19 protein-coding genes are annotated in these 19555 nt (G+C 65.9%); 6 read left to right on the plus strand and 13 right to left on the minus strand.

All coding sequences use genetic code 11. The features are described from left to right. Positions 1–2 precede the first annotated feature (2 nt). The 3 genes from XH83_RS23960 to XH83_RS23970 form a co-directional block, all read right to left on the minus strand. On the minus strand, positions 3–3227 hold the full coding sequence (locus tag XH83_RS23960; RefSeq protein ID WP_194403179.1) for an efflux RND transporter permease subunit: 3225 nt from the start codon (positions 3225–3227) through the stop codon (positions 3–5). Continuing rightward, positions 3224–4234: an efflux RND transporter periplasmic adaptor subunit gene (locus XH83_RS23965; protein WP_194408383.1), complete on the minus strand. Its 1011-nt coding sequence runs from the start codon at positions 4232–4234 to the stop codon at positions 3224–3226. The genes XH83_RS23960 and XH83_RS23965 overlap by 4 nt, the downstream gene beginning before the upstream one ends. Positions 4235–4347: 113 nt before the next feature. Beyond that, on the minus strand, positions 4348–4647 hold the full coding sequence (locus tag XH83_RS23970) for a helix-turn-helix transcriptional regulator (protein ID WP_025037340.1): 300 nt from the start codon (positions 4645–4647) through the stop codon (positions 4348–4350). A gap of 115 nt (positions 4648–4762) precedes the next feature. On the opposite strand from XH83_RS23970, the gene XH83_RS23975 reads away from it, so the two are divergent. From XH83_RS23975 to XH83_RS23995, 5 genes are all read left to right on the plus strand, one after another. Further along, entirely contained in the window at positions 4763–6049 is a 1287-nt protein-coding gene (locus XH83_RS23975; RefSeq protein WP_194403180.1) for an NAD(P)/FAD-dependent oxidoreductase, read from the plus strand. After that, entirely contained in the window at positions 6046–6489 is a 444-nt protein-coding gene (gene trxC, locus XH83_RS23980) for a thioredoxin TrxC (RefSeq protein WP_194403181.1), read from the plus strand. The genes XH83_RS23975 and trxC overlap by 4 nt, the downstream gene beginning before the upstream one ends. A 13-nt stretch (positions 6490–6502) precedes the next feature. Continuing rightward, complete coding sequence (locus XH83_RS23985) at positions 6503–6706, plus strand: DUF2892 domain-containing protein (protein WP_194403182.1); 204 nt, start codon at positions 6503–6505, stop codon at positions 6704–6706. Positions 6707–6743: 37 nt separating this feature from the next. Further along, positions 6744–8183: a cytochrome c oxidase accessory protein CcoG gene (gene ccoG, locus XH83_RS23990; RefSeq protein WP_194403183.1), complete on the plus strand. Its 1440-nt coding sequence runs from the start codon at positions 6744–6746 to the stop codon at positions 8181–8183. A 150-nt stretch (positions 8184–8333) separates the two neighbouring features. Continuing rightward, on the plus strand, positions 8334–9497 hold the full coding sequence (locus tag XH83_RS23995; protein ID WP_194403184.1) for a GNAT family N-acetyltransferase: 1164 nt from the start codon (positions 8334–8336) through the stop codon (positions 9495–9497). A gap of 8 nt (positions 9498–9505) precedes the next feature. Here the strand turns inward: XH83_RS23995 and XH83_RS24000 are convergent, their stop codons facing one another. Then, positions 9506–10171, minus strand: coding sequence for a DsbA family oxidoreductase (locus XH83_RS24000; RefSeq protein WP_194403185.1), 666 nt, complete (start codon positions 10169–10171; stop codon positions 9506–9508). Between the two features lie 169 nt (positions 10172–10340). Here XH83_RS24000 and XH83_RS24005 point away from each other — a divergent pair, with 169 nt between their 5' ends. Next, complete coding sequence (locus XH83_RS24005) at positions 10341–11141, plus strand: thioesterase family protein (protein WP_194403186.1); 801 nt, start codon at positions 10341–10343, stop codon at positions 11139–11141. Here the strand turns inward: XH83_RS24005 and XH83_RS24010 are convergent. The 9 genes from XH83_RS24010 to soxB form a co-directional block, all read right to left on the minus strand. Further along, the gene (locus XH83_RS24010; protein WP_194403187.1) at positions 11129–11953 is read right to left on the minus strand and encodes a helix-turn-helix domain-containing protein; all 825 of its coding nucleotides are present in this window, start codon (positions 11951–11953) and stop codon (positions 11129–11131) included. The genes XH83_RS24005 and XH83_RS24010 overlap by 13 nt on opposite strands. Before the next feature lie 41 nt (positions 11954–11994). Then, complete coding sequence (locus XH83_RS24015) at positions 11995–12816, minus strand: helix-turn-helix domain-containing protein (RefSeq protein WP_194403188.1); 822 nt, start codon at positions 12814–12816, stop codon at positions 11995–11997. Positions 12817–12864: 48 nt separating this feature from the next. Then, complete coding sequence (locus XH83_RS24020) at positions 12865–13956, minus strand: YeeE/YedE family protein (RefSeq protein WP_194403189.1); 1092 nt, start codon at positions 13954–13956, stop codon at positions 12865–12867. A 96-nt stretch (positions 13957–14052) separates the two neighbouring features. After that, positions 14053–14496 (minus strand): DsrE family protein, encoded by a 444-nt coding sequence (locus tag XH83_RS24025; RefSeq protein ID WP_194403190.1) that lies wholly within the window; start codon positions 14494–14496, stop codon positions 14053–14055. A 10-nt stretch (positions 14497–14506) separates the two neighbouring features. Beyond that, a complete protein-coding gene (locus XH83_RS24030) occupies positions 14507–15412 on the minus strand; it encodes an alpha/beta hydrolase (protein ID WP_194403191.1) in 906 nt (301 codons plus the stop codon). 15 nt (positions 15413–15427) lie between these two features. Then, entirely contained in the window at positions 15428–15862 is a 435-nt protein-coding gene (locus XH83_RS24035; protein ID WP_194408384.1) for a hypothetical protein, read from the minus strand. Positions 15863–15888: 26 nt separating this feature from the next. Next, a complete protein-coding gene (locus tag XH83_RS24040) occupies positions 15889–16626 on the minus strand; it encodes a cytochrome c (RefSeq protein ID WP_194403192.1) in 738 nt (245 codons plus the stop codon). Next, a complete protein-coding gene (soxC, locus tag XH83_RS24045; RefSeq protein ID WP_194403193.1) occupies positions 16565–17836 on the minus strand; it encodes a sulfite dehydrogenase in 1272 nt (423 codons plus the stop codon). Before soxC ends, XH83_RS24040 begins: the two co-directional genes overlap by 62 nt. Positions 17837–17842: 6 nt before the next feature. Next, a complete protein-coding gene (gene soxB / locus XH83_RS24050; RefSeq protein WP_194403194.1) occupies positions 17843–19534 on the minus strand; it encodes a thiosulfohydrolase SoxB in 1692 nt (563 codons plus the stop codon). Between the last annotated feature and the right edge of the window lie 21 nt (positions 19535–19555).

Genomic DNA, 19555 nt, shown 5'->3' on the forward strand with positions numbered 1-19555 from the left:
CGTTAGTTGGATTTGGATGCGCTCGGAGCCGCCTCGCGCGGTGCGCGCAGGGCGATATAGATCGCGGGGATCACCAGCACGGTGAGCAGCGTCGACGAGGCGAGCCCGAATAGGAGCGAGATCGCCAGCCCCTGAAAGATCGGATCGAGCAGGATGGTTGCGGCCCCGATCATGGCGGCGAGCGCGGTGAGCAGGATTGGCTTGAAACGCACAGCGCCCGCCTGCAGCACCACATCGCGCAGCGACTTGCCGTCTGCGTTGCTGTGCCGGATGAAGTCGACCAGCAGGATCGAGTTGCGCACGATGATGCCGGCAAGCGCGATGAAGCCAATCATCGAGGTCGCGGTGAACGGCGCACCCAGCAGCCAGTGCCCGATCAGGATGCCGATCAACGTCAGCGGAATTGGCGTCAGGATGACGAGTGGCAGACGGAAGCTCCGGAACTGGGCGACGACCAGCACGTAGATGCCGAGGATGGCTGCCCCGAAGGCGGCGCCCATGTCGCGGAAGGTCACCCAGGTGATCTCCCATTCGCCGTCCCATAGCAGCGTCGGCCGCGACTCGTCCGAGGGCTGGCCGTGCAGGCTGATCGCGGGCTTCGGCAGCCGGCCCCAGTCATGAGTCTCGACGCGATCGGCAACCGCGAGCATGCCGTAAAGCGGCGCCTCGAAGCGCCCGGCGAGTTCGGCCATCACCATGTCGGCGAAGCGGCCGTCGCGGCGGAAGATCGTCGGCGAGCCCTCCTCCATAGTCGCCTTCACGACCTGGCCAAGCTCGACCACCGTCTTGCTGCCGGGCAACGTGTTGGCCGGCACCGGTGTCGAGGCCAGCGCCTCGTCCCAGACCAGATCGCGCTTTCCGAGATGCACCGCGATCTCTATCGGATTGCGGTCCTCGCCGCGATGCGAATAGCCGATCGAGATGCCGCCGAACAGCGCCTGGATGGTGTCGTAGACGTCGCGCTGCTCGACGCCGAAGAATTCGAGCCGGTCCTGGTCGATCGAGAGCCGAAGCCGCGGCCGCTTCTCGCCGATGGAATCGTCGATGTCGACGATGAACGGCACGTCCGCGAACACCTTCTTGAGCTCGGCCGTGACCGCACGGCGCGTGGCCGCATCGGGACCGTAGACCTCGGCGAGCAGCGTCGACAGCACGGGCGGCCCCGGCGGCACCTCGACCACCTTGAGGCTGGTGCCCGCGGGCGTATCAAGCGCCTTCAGCTTCTCGCGCAGCTCGAGCGCGATCTCGTGGCTCGCGCGCTTGCGCTCGCCGCGCGCGGCCAGATTGACCTGCACTTCGCCGAGTTCGGGCCTCTCCCGCAGATAATAGTGACGTACCAGGCCGTTGAAATTGAAGGGAGCCGGCGTGCCGGCATAGGATTGCAGCGAGGTGACCTCGGGCAGTTGCCGCGCGATCTCGGTCGCGCCGAACAGCGTGCGCTCGGTCGCCTCCAGGCTCGCGCCTTCCGGCAGGTCGACGACCACGGCGATTTCGGACTTGTTGTCGAACGGCAGCAGTTTGACCGTCACCGACTTGGTCGCGAACAGCGTCATCGACAGCAGGGTCGCGATGCCGACGCCGAGCAGGAAGATCCAGGCCGACCGCTTGCTCCGCACGATCGGCGTGGCGAAGCGACGGTAAAGCCGGCCGAGCCGACCTTCGTCGTGCTCCGCATGCGCGGAGGCCGTCTCGCCCTTCGGTGCGAGCTTCAGCATCAGCCAGGGCGCCACCACCATCGCGACGAAGAACGAGAACAGCATCGCCGCCGACGCATTGGCCGGGATCGGCGCCATATAGGGACCCATCAGGCCCGACACGAACAACATCGGCAACAGCGCGGCGACCACGGTCAGCGTTGCGACGATGGTGGGATTGCCGACCTCCGCAACCGCCTCGATGGTCGCCTGCAGCCGCGGCCGGCCGTCGCGCATGCCCCAGTGCCGCGCGATGTTCTCGACCACGACGATGGCGTCGTCGACCAGAATGCCGATGGAGAAGATCAGCGCGAACAGGCTGACGCGGTTGATGGTGTAGCCCATCAAATTGGCCGCGAACATCGTGAGGAGAATCGTCGTGGGGATCACGACGAAGGTCACCAGCGCCTCGCGCCAACCGATCGCGACCGCGATCAGGACGACGATCGAGACCGTCGCGAGGCCGAGGTGGAACAAGAGCTCGTTGGCCTTCTCGTTGGCCGTCTCACCATAGTCGCGCGTCACCGTCACCTGGATATCATCCGGGATCAGGCGCGACTTCAATCCGTCGAGGCGCTTGGCGATGTTCTCGGACACGACGACAGCATTGGCGCCGGCCCGCTTCGCCAGCGCCAGGCTGACGGCGGGCGTGCGCGTCCACTGCCCGGCGGGCCCGCGCGAATCCGTCCAGACCCGATGCTCGATGGTGCTCGGACCGACGACGACGGAGGCGACGTCCTTGACATAGACCGGCCGGCCGTCGCGGCTCGTGATCAGCAACAATCCGATGTCGGGAACGCCTGACAGCGTCTGCCCCGCTGCAACGCCTCGGACGATGCCGGCATCGCGGACCTGCCCGGCCAGGAACGAGCGGTTGGCGTCCTTCACCTTGGCCACGAGCTGCTGCAGCGTGACGCCGAACAACGACAGCTTCTCCAGATCGGGCTCGACCCGAATCTGTTGCGCCGCGCCGCCGGAAATGTAGGTGAGACCGATGTCGTCGACCTTCATCAGCTCCGCGCGCAGCTTGTCGGCGAGCTCATAGAGGTCCTTGTCGGTCCAGCGGCTGGCCGCCTCCGGCTTCGGCGACAGCGTCAACACCGACACCGCGACGTCATTGATGCCCCGTCCCACGATCAGCGGCTCGGGGATGCCGACGGGAACGCGGTCGAGATTGGCGCGGATTTTCTCGTGCACCCGCAGGATAGCATCCTCGAACTTGGTGCCCACCAGGAAGCGCGCGGTGACCATCACGCGGTCGTCTTCGGTCTGGCTGTAGACGTGCTCGACGCCGTCGATACCCTTGACGATCGATTCCAGCGGCTTGCTCACCAGTTCCACGGCGTCGGGCGCGCGCAGGCCGTCGGCATTGACGCGGATGTCCACCATGGGAACGCTGATCTGCGGCTCCTCCTCGCGCGGGATCACGACGACGGCGATCAGCCCCACGACGAGCCCGCCGAGCAGGAACAGCGGCGTCAGCGGCGATGCGATGGTCGACCGGGTCAACCGTCCTGACAGACCGAGATTCATGGCCGCACCAATTCGTCGCCGGCCCGGATGCCCGACAGGATCTCGAGCCCGTCAGGAAGCGAAGGGGTCGGCATCTCGCGGCCGCGCTGCACCGGCACGTCAATCGTCCCATCCGCTTTCCGAAGCTGGACGTAGTCGACGCCGAACCGGGTCGTCACATAGCTGGAAGGAATGACGAAGGCCGACCGCACGCCGCCGGCGATCCAGACCCGCAAGCGATCGCCGACGAAATACTCGCCGAGCCCCTCGACCGTCGCGTCCGCGATGACCCGCCCCTCCTCGATCTGAGGATAGACGAGGTCGACCACACCCCATTTAGAGGCTTCGCCTGCCAGCTCTGCACCATCGACGCGGACCTTATCGCCGGCTTTGAGGAAGCGCGCGTGGCGCTCCGGCACGCGCAGCCGCAGCTTGAAGTTCTGCTCGGCGACCGTGACGATCGGATCGCCCGCAAGCACGACGGATCCCATGGTGATCAGTCGCTTCAACACGCGTCCGTCCGCCGGCGCCAGCACTTGTCCCTGGTTGAGCTGCTCGTTGATGACGGCGCGCTCCGCGGTCCTGGCGCGCAGGCCGTTGTCGGCGACGTTGAGCGCCGTGCGCTGCTCGTCGAGCTTGACGCGCGGCAGGATGCCGCGCTCGACCAGCCCTTCAGTCCGGGTGAAGTCGAGCTGCGCCTGCTTGGCCTGGGCCTGCAGCGCCTCGATCTGCGCATCGAGCGATGTCATCTGGAGGACGAGCTTCTCGTCCCCGATCGCTGCGATGATTTGACCCGCGGCGACGCGATCCCCTTCCCGCACCTTGAGCTGAACGACGGTGCCGCCGATGCGGCTACGCGCCGGGACCACGCTGATGCTCTCGACGGTCGCGAAGACCGCCTTCTCGTCGGCGACCTTCTGCTGCGCAACGCCAAACGTCTCCGCGGCGGCAAGGGATGCCGGCGGTACCCCGATCGCCGCCCACGCGGCCAACAGCCCCAGGCGCGCCAGATATTGCAAGGGACGCATCCGTGTCCTCATTGGTTCATCGCACCGCGCCGCGGTGTCCTCTCATTTCATCGACATCGGGCGGAGGCGCGTTGATCTCGCGCAAGGCGCACCCGCCCGCCATTGCCTAGGCTTCACTTTGTCCTTGCGGACTTCGGCGCGCAAAACACCTGATAAAGCGTCTTCAGGATCTCGCGCGCCGGCTCGCTGGCGATCGAATAGAAGATCGTCTGCGCATCACGCCTGGCGGCAACGAGGCCGTCCTTGCGAAGGAGCGCAAGATGCTGAGAGACCGTAGAGTCCCGCAGGCTGAGGAACTCAGCCAGCTCGCCGACCGACCGCTCGCCGTCGATCAACTGGCAGATGATGAGAAGACGGTGGCGGTTCGAGAGTGCCTTGAGCAACTCGCTCGCCTGATCCGCCGCCCGCTCCATGATTTCGCTATCTATTTTCATACTTGCGTATATACGTAATTACGAATATATAGTCAAGCGCTGCACGACAGCCGGCACAGAACCGGTGATGCGGCCTGATCCAACGGAGGTACCCATGGCGGAAGTTGTCGTAGTCGGAGCCGGTCTGAGCGGAACGCTGATGGCCTATGAATTGCTGCCCCAGTTGCGAAAGGACGACCGCCTCAGCGTCGTCTCGCAAGGCGCGGTCTATCATTTCGTGCCCTCGAATCCGTGGGTAGCCGTCGGCTGGCGCAAGCGCGAGGAGATCGAGATCGATCTCGCCGACATCATGAAACGCAAGGGCGTGCGGCTGCTGACGCAGGGGGCAAAGCGCGTCCACCCCGAGGAGAACCGTGTCGAGCTCGGCGACGGCACGTCGATCGACTATGATTATCTGGTCGTCGCGACCGGTCCTGAACTTGCCTTCGACGAAATCCCCGGTCTTGGGCCGCAGGGTCATACGCAATCGATCTGTCATGTCGATCACGCCGCGCACGCCCGTGAAGCTTTCGAGAAGCTCGCGGCCAATCCCGGTCCGGTCGTGATCGGTGCCGTTCAGGGCGCCTCCTGCTTCGGGCCGGCCTACGAATTCCTTTTCATCCTGGAAACGGAGCTGCGCCGGCAGAAGCTGCGCGACCGGGTGCCGATGACCTTCGTCACCTCGGAGCCCTATATCGGCCATCTCGGTCTCGACGGCGTCGGAGATACCAAGGGTCTGCTTGAAAGCGAGATGCGGGAGAAGCACATCAAATGGATCACCAACGCCCGCGTCGACAAGATCGACGCTGGCCTCATGACGGTCGAGGAGTTGTCCGACAACGGCACCTCTCGCAAGGCCCATGAGCTGCCATTCGCCTATTCGATGATGTTGCCCGCCTTTCGCGGCGTCGAAGCGGTTCGCGGCATCGAGAAGCTGACCAACCCGCGCGGCTTCGTCATCGTCGACAAGCATCAGCAGAACCCGACCTTCCCCAATATCTTTGCAGTCGGCGTCTGCGTGGCGATCGCGCCGGTCGGCGCGACGCCGGTGCCGGTGGGCGTGCCCAAGACCGGCTTCATGATCGAATCCATGGTGACGGCGACCGCGATCAACATCGGCGCCCTGCTCCGCGGCAAGGCGCCCACGGCGCAGCCAACCTGGAACGCGATTTGCCTCGCCGATTTCGGCGATTCCGGCGTCGCCTTCCTGGCGCAGCCGCAGATCCCGCCGCGCAACGTCAATTGGTCCTCAAAAGGCGAATGGATACACTTCGCCAAGGTCGCCTTCGAGAAATACTTCCTGCGCAAGATGCGGCGCGGCGAGAGTGAGCCGTTCTACGAGCGCTTCCTGCTCGACAGGCTGAACATCGCCAAGATCAAGGAGGTCCGAACCGGCACATGAGCACGACACGCCAGATCGTCTGCGGACATTGCGGGCGCATCAACCGCCTGCCCGCCGAGCGCGCACCGGAAGGTGCGCGCTGCGGCGCCTGTCATCAGCCGATGTTCACCGGCCATCCGATCGAGGTGGACGAGAAAGCCTTCGACCGCCATGTCGCCAGCAGCGACATTCCCGTGCTGATCGACGTCTGGGCGCCGTGGTGCGGACCCTGCCGCGCCATGGCCCCGATGTTCGAGCGTGCGGCGCAACAGCTCGAGCCCGGCGTGCGGCTGTTGAAGCTGAATTCGGACGACGCGCCCGCCTTGTCGTCGCGGCTCAACATCAGCGGCATTCCGACGCTGCTCTTGATGCGCGGCGGCCGCGAGATCGCCCGCCAATCCGGCGCGATGGATACGCGCAGCATCGTCACCTGGACCGAAGCCAACCTGACCCGAAACTAAGAAGGAACCTGCCATGAACGTCGATAAAGCCGTCCTCGCCTTTGCGGGGTTCGTTGTCCTGCTCGGTCTCGCACTGGGCACCTATGTGAACGCGTATTGGTACCTGCTGACGGCCTTCGCCGGGCTGAACATGTTGCAGGCCTCGATCACCGGCTTCTGCCCGGCAGCGATCGTATTCAGGAAGCTGGGCCTGAGCAGCGGCTGCGCGTTCTCCTGAACGCGCGAATCCAGCCATTGATGCGGGGGAATTTGCCATGACCGACGACACCTTCATTGAAGGGCCTCTCTACGAAAAGCGCAGGAAGGTCTATCCGCAGTCGGTCCATGGGCCGTTCCGCCGCATCAAATGGGCGATCCTCTGCGTCACGCTCGGGATCTACTATCTCCTGCCGTTCGTGCGCTGGAATCGCGGACCCGGCCTGCCCGACCAGGCCGTGCTGATCGACTTGCCGCATCGCCGCTTCTACTTCTTCTTCATCGAGCTGTGGCCGCAAGAGGTCTATTATTTCACCGGCCTGCTCATCCTCGCGGCGATGGCACTGTTTCTGATGAACGCGGTCGCGGGACGGCTGTGGTGCGGCTATCTGTGCCCGCAGACGGTGTGGACCGACCTGTTCTACGCCGTGGAGCGCTGGGTCGAGGGCGACCGCCGCGAGCGCATGCAGGGCGACAAGCGCTACTGGACGTTCGACCACATCCGGAAGGTCGCGCTGAAGCATTTTCTCTGGATCATGATCGCCTGGTGGACCGGCGGCGCCTGGGTGCTCTATTTCGACGATGCGCCGACGCTGGTGAAGGAGCTCGCGACCTTCCAGGCTCCGTTCATTGCCTATCTCTGGATCGGCATCCTGACTGCAACGACCTATGTCTTTGCCGGCCACGCCCGCGAGCAGATGTGCATCTATATGTGCCCGTGGCCGCGCATCCAGGCGGCCCTGACCGACGAATGGGCACTCAACGTCACCTATCGCCGCGACCGCGGCGAGCCTCGCATGTCCGTGAAGAAGGCGGAAGCCGCCCGCTCCCAGGGCGACCTCGCCGGCGATTGCGTCGACTGTCACCAGTGCATCAATGTCTGCCCGACCGGCGTCGACATCCGCCACGGCATCCAGCTCGGCTGCATCCAGTGCGGCCTCTGCATCGACGCCTGCGACAACGTCATGCAGGAGATCGGACGGCCCAAGGGCCTGATCGGCTACGACACCGACATCAACATGCAGCGCCGGCGCGAGGGCAAGCCGCCGATCTATCGCATCATCCGCCCGCGCACGCTGATCTATACGGCCGCCATTGCCATCGTCGGCACGATCATGATCTACACCCTCGCCACGCGCGCGACCATGGACGTCAACGTGCTGCACGAGCGCAACCCGCTGTTCGTGCAACTGTCGGACGGCGGCGTGCGCAACGACTACACCGTGCGTATTCTCAACAAGGGCGCACAGCGATCGTTCACGCTGGACGTTTCGGGACTGCCCGGTGCAACCATTCGGGTCGCCGGCATCGAAGCCGCTCCCGATGGCGAGCCGATCGTCGAGGTCGGGCAGGACCAGACCCGCGAGGTCAGACTGTCGGTGCAGGTCGGGCCGGCCGATCTGCCGAAGAGTTCGCGCGATCTCGAGGTCACGATCACCGATACGGCCAGCGGTGGACAAGCGAGCGCCCGTGATCACTTCCTGCCCGGCGACAAGTGAGGTTCAAATCGAGCATCCGGCACCGGATGCTCAATGAGACGTTAACATTACCGTTCGAATTGAAACGGCGCGCCAACGGTATTTTCCAATCTTTGCGCTAATCATGGCCCCGTGACGCGGCATTTGCCCGCGCGAACGGGACGAGGGGACGTGGTCGACATCGCGCAGCAGGCAGCGATCCATTCGGCATCCGCAAAGGATGCCATGGCCGCGCGCGTCCCGCTCCATGCGATCGACCCCGGACAATGGCGCGCTCTCGCGCAGCGGGCGATCGAGCCGAACGGATATTACCTGCCCGCCTGGGAGCTCGCCGTCAGTGCATCTGCGCGCGGCCGCACCTCGGCCTCGGCGTTGCCCGCGTTCGACGGCGCTTCGACGCGGCTGATCGGGCTGATGCCCGTGATCTCGCTGTGGCAAGCCTTGAAGATTCCCCTGCCCGCGCTGGTGAGCGCGCATCCCTACGGCACGCTGTGCAGTCCGCTGATCGACCGCGACGCCCCGATCGAGGCGGCCACGCGGCTGTTGCAGCAGGCCCGCGAGTCCGGCGCACACGCGCTGGTGCTGAACGATGTCGCGATCGACGGTGCCGCGATGAATGCGCTCAGGCAGGTCTTGAACCACGACGGCCTGAAGCCGCGCGTCCTGTCCTCCTATCTCCGCGCCAGCCTCGATGCGACGCAGGATGACGAAACGCTATTGCGCGAGGCCCTCGGCGCAAAGAAGCTCAAGGAGCTGCGTCGCCTGCGCCATCGACTCGACGAGCACGGCCCCGTTACGTTCGACGTTGCGCGCCGGCCGGACGAGATCGGGCCCGCGCTCGAGACCTTCCTGCAGCTCGAAGCCAGCGGCTGGAAAGGCAAGCGCGGCACCGCGCTGGTTCAGCATGCCGGCGATGCGACCTTCATCCGCCGCACCGTACCGGCCCTGGCGGAGACCGCGCAGTGCGAGATCGTCACGCTTCGCGCCGGGACGACACCGGTGGCCGCCGGCATCGTGCTGCGCCATCAGGATCGCGCCTTCTTCTTCAAGCTCGGCATCGACGAGCGCTTTGCAAAATATTCGCCGGGCGTGCAGCTCACGCTCGAGCTCACGCGGCACCTCTGCGCCGATCCCGCCATCGCCAGCGCGGATTCCACCGCCAGCGCCGACCACCCCATGATCAACCCGATCTGGCGGGGACGTTTCGCGATCGGTGACGTACTGATCCCGCTGCGGCGGCACGATCCGGTCGTCGCGCTCATTCACGGCGCGTTGGTCGGGCTCAACGCCGCGCACGAGACCGCGCGACGCTTGGTTCGCAGCCTCCGGAAATAAAGCGAACGCTACTCCGCCGCCTCGGTGTTGATCTCCTCAGAGACCTGACGGATGGCGCGAGCGAGCAGGTTCGGATCCTGCGCGCCGGAGACGGCGTATTTCTGCGCGAAGACATAGGTGGGCACGCCGGAGATGCCCTTCTCGGCGGCCTCCTGCGCGTCCGCCGAGACGCGTGCGACGTCCTCGTCGGTGGCAAGGCGCTTGCGCACGTCCTCGGCATCGAGGCCGATATCTGCGGCCGCCTGCACCAGCACGTTGACGTCGGTGAGATCGCCGCCGTCGCGGAAATACAGCTCCATCAGGCGCTGCTTCATCTCGGGCGCCTTGCCGATCGCTTCCGCCCACAGGATCAGGCGATGGCAGTCGGTGGTGTTGGGCTGGCGCGCGACCAGCTCGGGCTTGTAGACGAGGCCCTCCTCGCTTGCAGCCGCAACGACGCGCCCCGCAATGCCCTTATAGGCCTCGACCGAACCGAACTTCTGGGTGAGGTAGGCCTCGCGGCTGATGCCCTCGCGCGGCACCCAGGGATTGAGAAAGAAGGGGCGGAAATTGAGCTTGACCGGGACGTCAGGAACGAGCGCCAGCGCGCTCTCGATCCGGTGCTTGCCGATATAGCACCAGGGGCACACCACGTCGGAGACGACGTCGATCTGGAGCGGTTTCAGCGTGCTCATGTCAGGCGCCTCCTTCGGGCGGATACCGGGTTCGCCGGAAGATAAGCCGAACCGGGGACGGCGCAAGGCACCCGTCCTGCATGGCTCACGACTGCACCTCTGCGGTTATTGTGACGGCTCCGGCCCGCCGGGATACTCGCGGCCGGGATCAAGCCCGAAGGAGACCGCGATGAATGCCATTTTCAAGCCGGAAGGCCGGCAATTCCGGGCCACCGAGCATGCCGGCGGGCCATGGTCGCCGGACATGTTGCAGGGTAGCGCCACCACCGCGCTGATGGCTCGCGAGGTCGAGCGCCTCGCCGCCGCCTCCGGCTTTGCGGTGCGGCGCCTGACTTTCGATCTGTGGCGGCCGGCGGGCCTGCGTGCCTTCGGCACCATTGCCGAATTGCTGCGCGACGGCCCCAAGGCCAAGACCTTGCAGGTGCGGCTGATGGACGGCGAGACCGAGATCGGCCGTTGCACGGCGCTGCTGACGGCACCGAGCGGAGAATCGCCCGTCGATCCCTTCGCAAGGCCCGTAGCCGTCGACGAGGCACCCGAAGCAGGCAGCCCGCCGCCGGCCTTCGCGCAGAAATGGAGCCGCTATTTCCAGAACGTCTCGGTGCGGCTGATCGAGGGCGCACTGGAGCAGCCGGGCCCGGCGGCGGCCTGGATGCGGCTCGATGCGCCGCTGGTCGAGGGCGAGCCGAACACGCCGTTGCTGCAGGCGGTGCAGGCCGCGGACTTTTCCAGCGGCGTTGCGCAGATCGTCGACATGCGCGACTGGACCTTCATCAACCCCGAGATCAGCCTCTACTTCTTCCGTCCGCCGGAGGACGAATGGATCCTGATCCGCGCGGCCACGCGCGTCGGCGCCAACGGCGCGGGCCTCACCACGGCGACATTGAGCGACCGCAAGGGTCCATTCGCGGAGGTGATGCAGGCCATGAGCTTCGAGCGGCGCGAGGCCGCGCAAGCTCAGGCGTCCTGAGCCGCAAGCGCGACCAGGGCGGCTTCGGATGCGGCATCGGCCGGCATGAACATCTCGACGCGAAGCTCCTGCAGCGTCACATCCTGCGGCGTGCCGAGCGTCAGCACCGCACCGATCAGACCGATGCCGACATCGCCCTTGCGCAGGCGCACCTCGCAGAGCGGCCCCGGCACGGCGTGATCCTCGACCCCACATGCGGGAAGCTCCGGCAGCCGCATCAATTCACGCCAGGTCGATTGCAGGGCTTCGTCGAGTGGCGCTGCCATCGCCTCGTGGCGCGCACGCGACAGCAGCGCGGCGGCCACTGCGGGCCAGTTCTCGACGAACGGCTTGAGCTCGTTCGGCGCGAGGAACATGCGCATATGGTTGAGCGGCCGCTGCATGCGCTCCGCGCCGAGCAACATGGTCACCAGGCGTGAGGCAGCGCGATTGGCCTGCTTCACGTTCCAGCGCCGATCGGTGACGATTGCGGGAAACGGCTCGTGCCGCCGGAGCAGAAGATCGATGGCACGCCGCGCGTCGGCGAGCTCCGGCGCGGCAAGATCGCGTTCGCCATATTGCCGGGCAAAGCCACCGGCCTCGAGCAGCGCGTTGCGGTCGCGCAGCGACAGATCGAGCGCGGATGCAAGCTGCAGCAGAATGTCCCGGCTTGCTGCCGCCTTGCCGGTCTCGACATAGCTCAGATGCTTGATCGAGATGCCGGCCTCGAACGCCAATTCCGCCTGGCTCAAGCTGCGTCGCGTGCGCCAGCCGCGCAGGAGATCGCCGACGGGGTTGGCCGGCCGCATTCGCCGGAACGCGCGTGTATCCATCCCGAGGATTATGCGGGGGCCGCCGCTGTCTGTAAACGCCGCTATGACAGCCCGGCCGCCATCTGCTTCAACCGTTCGGCGGTGCGCTCGTCCGCCGGGAAGAACGTCTCCAGCGCCAGTTCCGACAGGGTGATGTCGACGGGCGTGCCGAACACCATGGTGGTGGAGAAGAAACTCAGTATCTCCCCGCCATGGCGCAGCTTGAAGGGAATCGCGACATTGTCGCTCGACAGCGGCCCTGCGCGCGCGGGAATCGGGTAGCTCTTGAGGTCGTCATAGAGCTTGATCAATTCAGGATCGGCCGTCGCCTCGCATTGCCGATGCAGCCGCTCCAAGAGATGTCCGCACCATTCCGCGAGGTTGACCGTGCGCGGCGCCAACGCCTCGGGATGGAAGGCGAGCCGCAGCACGTTGAAGGGCTGGCCGAGCAGATGCTGCGGAATGCCGTCCAGCAGCGGCGCCACCATGCGATTAGCCGACACCAGGTTCCAGTGCCGGTCCACCGCGAGCGCGGGATTGGGCTCATGGGCTTTGAGCACGAGATCGATCGCCTGGCGGGCTGATTTCAAGGCGGGATCCTCCAGCGGGCGCTGCTGGAAGGCCGGCGCGTAGCCGGCCGCGACCAGCAGCACGTTGCGGTCGCGCAAGGGCACGTCGAGACGTTCGGCGAGCCTCAGCACCATGTCCCGCGAGGGCGCGGCGCGGCCGGTCTCGACGAAGCTCAGGTGACGCGCCGAGATTTCGGCTTCGCCCGCAAGATCAAGCTGGCTCATGCGGCGGCGCTGCCGCCATTCGCGCAAATGGTCACCGATATGGACCGGTTGGCTTCGATCAGGACGTGCCGTGGCTGCATGTGCATTCATGACCGGAAACCTATCACGCAGGTTTCGGCCCTTCCATTACCTCAGAGGTCATGGTTTCCGCGTTGCCCAGCCCGTCGCCGGTCGCGCTTGCGGCATGCCGCCGCGGTCGACGATCAAATCCGTGAGGCCCGCTCCCAGCCACATGCCGCCGAGCACGAGCCAGGCGGTGAGCGCGAAGACCGAGGCGCCGGTCACGCCGGCACCGACCGCGCAGCCCCCGGCGAGCATCGCGCCGAACCCCATCAGCACCGCGCCGAGCAAGTAACGGCGCATGCCGAGCCCGTCCGAAAATCCTTCCAGCTTCAGCTCACCCGCCTGCGCCGCCGCGGCGAACGAGCCGAGGAACACGCCCGGGATAATGCCGAGGTCGAAGCCGAGCCGGAGCTGGGAGCTGTTCAGGACCAGCATCAGCAATTCGGCCGACGGTCCGCTGAAGGTCAGGCTCTTCAGCGTCACCGGCGCGAAGGAGGCCTGCGACAGCTGGTAGGTGAAGAACCAGCCGGCAACAACGGCGGCCCCCGCAGCGAGCGCGGCGAGAAGCAGCCGACGCGGCAAATGGCTGCGAAAGGCAAAGGCGAACCCTGCGATCAGCCACGATGCGCCAAAAGCGAGCTTCTCCTGTGTGCCGCCTCCGAACACCGCCATGATGTCACGCGACGGCCCACCGTCGACCAGCCACAGATTGGTGAACCACTCGCGCGCGGGCGACAGCAAGCCGCGATAGGAGGCCTGAGCGGTGACAGCAAACACCAGGCCCGACAGCAGCGCCCTGAGATTGCCGTTGGCCGAGAGCACGAGCAGCCGGCTGGCGCAGCCGCGAGCGAGGATCATGCCGCAGCCGAACATCACCCCACCGGCCAGCGCACCGGAGATACTTCCCTGCTGCGCGAGCTGCCGCGCCTCGGAGACGTCGAGCCAGCCGAGCGCGACCAGGCCTTGCGTGCCCACCAGCGCGGCAGCGAAGGTCAACAGCCACACCGCAAGGCGCGGCCCGCCCGCGCCGCGGGAGAACTCGACGGCGGCAGCGCGCAGGCAAAAGCGGCTGCGCTGGGCGAAGAATCCAAAGAGGCCGCCGACCAGGAGGCCGCCCAGCCATGACAGCCGGTCTTCCCCCATGAAATCGATGAGTGTCGTCAGCACGGCCGCCTCAATATGCCCTGGACTTGCCAATCTATCGCGCGGCGCGGTCGCGCCATATGAGCGAGATCAAGCCCCGGCGCACAAGCCCATGCCTGTTCAGGGACGCAAATACGCAAATCCCTGCTGTTGCAGCTCTGCGAGCCGCACCACGCCGCCCTTCTCCGCGACGACGAAGCCGGGCGTGAGGTCGTCCAGCTTGACGCCCTGGGCCTTCATCGTGTTGGCGCAGGCATCGAAGCCGACGCCGGCATCGATGAGCTTCGTCATCATCGCAACAGTGTGGTCCTGGGCCGCAAGCGCATGGAAGGCGCGCAGCGCCGGCCCGTGCACGACCAGCCTGATGTCGGCCTTGCCGGGTCCGCCGACACCGTCGACATGGTTCTGCAGATTGCCCAGGACGAAGACGACACGGTCGGCATCGGCCAGATGATAGGCGACGCGCTGCCGCGCGGGCGTTTCCGTCGCCGCGGACGCCTGGCGCACTGCGAAAGCACTAAATAGTCCGGCAAGGCTCGCGCGAAGCATGGATCGACGCTGCATGGTCCCCCTCCTATCGTGTCTGCTTGATGAACTCGGCGATGCGGTCGGCGACGTCTTCCGCGAACAGGTCGCGGAAGAAATGATCGGCATCTTCGATCGTGTCGAGCTGGACCCTGCCGCCGCTCGACCCAGCAAGCGAGCCGAAGGCGGCTGCGACGTCGGGCACGACGCTATCCTTGGTCGCGGCAAGCACCAGCACCGGCGGCTTCGTGCGCGCCACGAGCGCGGCGGTATCCTGGCCGGCATCGGCAGCGTAAAATGACGCAAAGGCCCGTGCCGTCACCACGGCATTGCGACAATGGATGAAGCCGGGCACGTCCATCCACTCCCCGCCGCGGCCGGCTGCAATCGCCTTCGTTGCCAGCTCCAGAATCGGCTCGAGCGGCTTGCCATAGGTCGTGGCGTAGGAAACCCGCACATCGGCCTCGGCTTTTGCGGTCACCGGCGCCAGCAGCACCGCACCCGTCACCGGCGGGGTTTCGCTTGCTGCGAGATACCGCGCGACTTGGTTGCCGCCGCGCGAATGACCGAGCGCCAAGACGAGCCGGGACATGCCCCTCGCCCGCGAGACCCAGGCGCCGATCTCGGCGACCGCATCCTCAACGACATAATCATGCCGCACGGCGCAATCGTACATGCCCTTGCGGCGATCGAGCCCCAGCGACAGCGTATGGGCGAGCGAGGCGATGCCGCGCTGCTCCAGTGCCTTCGCAACGCCCTGGATGACCTCCATGTCCTTGTGCGCGAGCGTGCCGTGGGTCATCACGACGAGCGGCGTGTCTGGTGTCATCGCCGCCGGTGTCCGCAGTGTTGCGAGCGTCGTGCGGCCCTCGACCGACAGTTCGAGCTCCTGCTCGGCGGCACAAGCGGGCCAAGCGAACACGAGCACGAAAGCAAGTCCCATCAACCATCGCATCGTCGGCTATCTCCCCTACGGCCGGACAATCGTCCAGTTCTTTTCGGCGAGATCTATCAGCGCGGCAACCCCGACCTGCGTGACGCCGATGCCTTCGAGCAGCGCGGGCCGCCTGCCCTCCTTCACCGCCAGCGTCTCCAGCGTATTGCCGCAGGCAATGAAACTCACATTGGGCATCGATTTCAGGAAATTCACCAGGCGCTCCCTCACCGGCGAGCGGTCGTCGAGCAGCATGTCGAGGCCGCCGTTGAAGGCGATGACCACGATCTCGACGTCCTCGCCCTGCCCGGAATAATGCCGCGAGACGTTGGCGGCAACATCGAGCACGGCGCGCATCTTGACCGGATCGTCGTCGCTGATCTGCAGCGCGAGCCTGTGAGGCTCCGCCGCCTGGACCACGGCCGGATGGATCGTGACGAGCAGGCCGGCCGCGAGAACCGCATGCAGCAGCGTGCGGCGGCTCGCCCGGCCGTGTCTCACTCCACGCCTCGGGACTTCTTCTCCTTGCCGTCCTCGGGCGTGACGTCGATGGCGGCAGCGCGTCCGGTGATCTTCACCGGGGCGATGCAATCCTTCATGCAGGGATCCTTCTGCCAGAACGACTTCTCGCTGGTGGCGCGGTCGTCCATCACGAAGCCCTGCTCGTTCGGCATCTTGATCGTGGCGAGGGTCTTCCTGTTCACCTCGAAGTTCTGATCGGTGACGACGTCGTTCAGATACAGGACGTAGGCGACCAGCGCATAATATTCATCGACGGACAGGGAGCCCGTGTTGCCGTACGGCATGGCATGACGGACATAGTCGAACACGGTGGAGGCGTAGGGCCAGTAGGAGCCCACGGTCTTGACCGGATTGTCCGATGTCAGAGAGCCCTTGCCGCCGGCCAGCACCGGCCAGCGGCCGTTGCCCTCGCCGAATTCGCCGTGGCAGCTCGCGCAATTGTCCATGAACAGCTTCTCGCCCTGCATGGCGGTGCCCTTGCCTTCCGGCAGGCCCTGGCCGTCCGGCCGCACGTCGATATCCCAGCCGCGGATCTCGTCCGCGGTCGGCGCGCGGCCGATGTGGTAGCGCGGACCGCTCTTGGCATCCGCCTTCTGCTGCGCGAGCGCCGGCGCGCTCAGCGTGGAGGCGAGCAGCGCGGCTGCAATGAGCTTAAGCGACTTCGACATTCTCGACCTCACCATTGGCCTGCACATGCCAGGTCTGGATGCCATTGTTGTGATAGATGGAGTTGACGCCGCGGATCTTGCGCAGCTCGGCCTTGCTCGGCTGCACGTAGCCGGTCTCATCCTGCACGCGCGATTGCAGCAGCAGTGGCTCGCCGTTCCAGTCGAACTCGTAGTAGAAACGCGTCAGCGCCTTGTCGAGAACGGGACCGTCGAGGCGCGCCGGCCACCAATTGCGGCCGCCGTCGAGCGAGACGTCCACGCGCTTGACCTTGCCGTTGCCGCTCCAGGCGAGCCCCGAGACGACGGTAAAGCCCTTGCCGTGCCTGATCGGCGCCTGCGGGCTCGGGCTCGTGATCACGGATTTCGCGTCCATCGACCAGGTGAAACGGCGTGCCTTGCCGTTCGGCATGAGGTCCGTGTATTTCGACGTTTCCTCGCGGGTGTGCCAGGGCTGGTCGCCGACCTTGATGCGGCGCAGCCACTTGACCCAGAGATTGCCCTGCCAGCCCGGCACCACGAGCCGCATCGGATAGCCCTGCTCGGGATAGAGCGCCTCGCCGTTCATCTTGTAGGCGATGATGCAATCGTCGAGCGCCTTCTCGATCGGCAGGCTGCGGTCCATCGCGGCCGCATCGGCGCCCTCGACCAAGAGCCACTTGCCGTTGGTCTTGACGCCGGCCTCCTCCAAGAGGGTGCGCAGCGAGACGCCGGTATATTGCACGCAGTGGATCATGCCGTGGGTGAACTGGCAGCCATTGAGCTGCGCGCCACGCCATTCCATGCCTGAATTCGCCGCGCATTCCATGAAGTGGATGCGGTTGACGCGCGGATAGCGCTTCAGCTCCTCCAGCGTGAGGATGAGCGGACGCTCGACGAGGCCATGGATCATCAGGCGATGATCGGCCGGATCGACCTCGGCAATGCCGCCGTGATGCCGCTCGAAGCAGAGACCGTTCGGCGTGATGATGCCTTCGAGCTCGTGCAGCGGCGTGAAGCTCACCGAGGATTCGCGCGAGGCGGTCAGCCATTCAACGTCGCGCCGCACGACGTCCTTCTCGAATTTCGACGGCTTTCCGTACGGGCGCACAGCGACGCCCTCGCCCAGCGATTTCGTCCATTCGGGAACGTTGGGTGGCTGGTTGGCGGGATTGCCGGCTCCCGCCGCGGCGGGCTTCGCGAGCACGGACGCCGCAACGCCGGCGCCAGCGGCCAGGAAACTACGTCGGGATTGCCGGGAACTGTCCATCTTCGACATCGCTTCTTACGCTCCGGTAACTTTGACGGCCCGGTTGGGTTCGAGCCGAACGGTTTTCTGTCGCGCCAGATAGTTCGCGACGACATCCCAGATCGGCGGTCCTTCGGTGCCTTCGTTGACGCTGGCCCAGCCCGCGACCTGATATTCCCTGGCGGGATCGATCGGCGCGCCGGTCTTGACCATCTGCATGTCCGAGATGCGCTGCCCCTGCGGCTTGGCGACGTCGATCGCGTAAGCGAGCCCCCCGATGCGCACCATGTCGCCGCCCTGCTGGTAGTAGGGATCGACGTTGAAGAGATTGTCGGCGACGTCCTCGATGATCTCTTTCAGTCGCGCGCCCGTCATGCCCATGCGGTAGACGGCGGGATAGGTGATCGCGGTGGCGTTGGTGACGTCCTCGAAGGTGATGTCCTGCCCCGGCAGCACGCTGGTGCCCCAGCGGAAACCGGGCGAGAGCGCGATCTCGGCGTCGCGCTCCTGCAGCAGTGCCTGACAGATCAAATCGTCGAACGTGCCGTTGAAATTGCCGCGCCGGTACAGCAGCGAGTCCGTCTTGCCGAGCACCTTGGCGAGATCGGACGCGAAAGGCTTGCGTACCTCGGCGATCTTCGCGGCCATCTCGGCGTCCGCGCCGATCACGTCGGAGAACAGCGGAATGAGCTTGTACCTGTAAGCCTTGATCTCGCCGTCGCGGACGTCGAGATCGAGCCGCGAGACGAACTTGCCGGACGAGCCCGAAGCGATCAGCAGCGTCTTGCCGACCTTGACGGCTTCGGGCAATGCGTCGTGGGTGTGTCCGGTCAGGATGACGTCGAGGCCTTTGACGCGGCTTGCGAGCTTGCGATCGACGTCGAAGCCGTTGTGGGAGAGCAGCACGACCAGTTGCGCGCCGCCCTTGCGCGCCTTGTCGACCTGCGCCTGCACGTCCTCCTCACGCACGCCGAACGACCAGGTCGGAATCATCCAGCGCGGATTGGCGACCGGCGTATAGGGGAAGGCCTGACCGAGCACCGCGATCTTGACGCCGCCGCGCTCGATCATGGTCGAGGCGTCGAACGCGGCCTCGTTCCACTCCGTGTCGCGGATGTTGAGGCCGAGGAACGGAAAGCCGAGGCCTTCGATCGCCTGCTTGACCCGCTCGGTGCCGTAGGTGAATTCCCAATGTCCGGTCATGGCGTCGGGCTTCAGCAGCGCCATGCAGTCGATCATGTCCTGGCCGCGCGTCTTCAGCGACGACCACGAGCCCTGCCAGGTGTCGCCACCGTCGAGCAGCGCGACCTTGTCGCCGCGCTCGGCGCGGATTGCCTTGATCACGGTGGCGGCGCGATCGAGGCCGCCGATCCGGCCATAGCTCTTGGCGAGCGACTCGAAATCCTCCGAGGTCAGCGCGTAGGCCGCCGACGAGCCCGGCGCGATGCCGAACCGCGTCAAGAACTCCTTGCCGGTGACGTGCGGCGGAAGGCCCTTGGCCTCGCCCACCCCGAGATTGGTCGAGGGCTCGCGGAAATACAGCGGCATCAGCTGACCGTGGATATCGGTCACATGCACCAGCGTGACGTTGCCGAGCGGCTCGAAGGCCAGCAATTCCTTTTCGGTGAGGCGCTGCTGGGCGACCGCACGCGTCAGGCCGGAGCCGACGCCGCTCGACAGCGCCGCCGTTGCCGCGGCAACCTGAATGAACTCGCGGCGAGAGATCATGCGCAGTGCTCCTGCAAGCTC

The organism is Bradyrhizobium sp. CCBAU 53351, from assembly GCF_015291745.1.
GTDB lineage: Bacteria > Pseudomonadota > Alphaproteobacteria > Rhizobiales > Xanthobacteraceae > Bradyrhizobium.

Coding starts and splice junctions, on each gene's coding strand:
- XH83_RS23960 (WP_194403179.1), bottom strand. CDS start 3,227: ATGAATCTCGGTCTGTCAGGACGGTTGACCCGGTCGACCATCGCATCG.
- XH83_RS23965 (WP_194408383.1), bottom strand. CDS start 4,234: ATGCGTCCCTTGCAATATCTGGCGCGCCTGGGGCTGTTGGCCGCGTGG.
- XH83_RS23970 (WP_025037340.1), bottom strand. CDS start 4,647: ATGGAGCGGGCGGCGGATCAGGCGAGCGAGTTGCTCAAGGCACTCTCG.
- XH83_RS23975 (WP_194403180.1), top strand. CDS start 4,763: ATGGCGGAAGTTGTCGTAGTCGGAGCCGGTCTGAGCGGAACGCTGATG.
- trxC (WP_194403181.1), top strand. CDS start 6,046: ATGAGCACGACACGCCAGATCGTCTGCGGACATTGCGGGCGCATCAAC.
- XH83_RS23985 (WP_194403182.1), top strand. CDS start 6,503: ATGAACGTCGATAAAGCCGTCCTCGCCTTTGCGGGGTTCGTTGTCCTG.
- ccoG (WP_194403183.1), top strand. CDS start 6,744: ATGACCGACGACACCTTCATTGAAGGGCCTCTCTACGAAAAGCGCAGG.
- XH83_RS24000 (WP_194403185.1), bottom strand. CDS start 10,171: ATGAGCACGCTGAAACCGCTCCAGATCGACGTCGTCTCCGACGTGGTG.
- XH83_RS24005 (WP_194403186.1), top strand. CDS start 10,341: ATGAATGCCATTTTCAAGCCGGAAGGCCGGCAATTCCGGGCCACCGAG.
- XH83_RS24010 (WP_194403187.1), bottom strand. CDS start 11,953: ATGGATACACGCGCGTTCCGGCGAATGCGGCCGGCCAACCCCGTCGGC.
- XH83_RS24015 (WP_194403188.1), bottom strand. CDS start 12,816: ATGAATGCACATGCAGCCACGGCACGTCCTGATCGAAGCCAACCGGTC.
- XH83_RS24025 (WP_194403190.1), bottom strand. CDS start 14,496: ATGCAGCGTCGATCCATGCTTCGCGCGAGCCTTGCCGGACTATTTAGT.
- XH83_RS24030 (WP_194403191.1), bottom strand. CDS start 15,412: ATGCGATGGTTGATGGGACTTGCTTTCGTGCTCGTGTTCGCTTGGCCC.
- XH83_RS24040 (WP_194403192.1), bottom strand. CDS start 16,626: ATGGCATCCAGACCTGGCATGTGCAGGCCAATGGTGAGGTCGAGAATG.
- soxC (WP_194403193.1), bottom strand. CDS start 17,836: ATGTCGAAGATGGACAGTTCCCGGCAATCCCGACGTAGTTTCCTGGCC.
- soxB (WP_194403194.1), bottom strand. CDS start 19,534: ATGATCTCTCGCCGCGAGTTCATTCAGGTTGCCGCGGCAACGGCGGCG.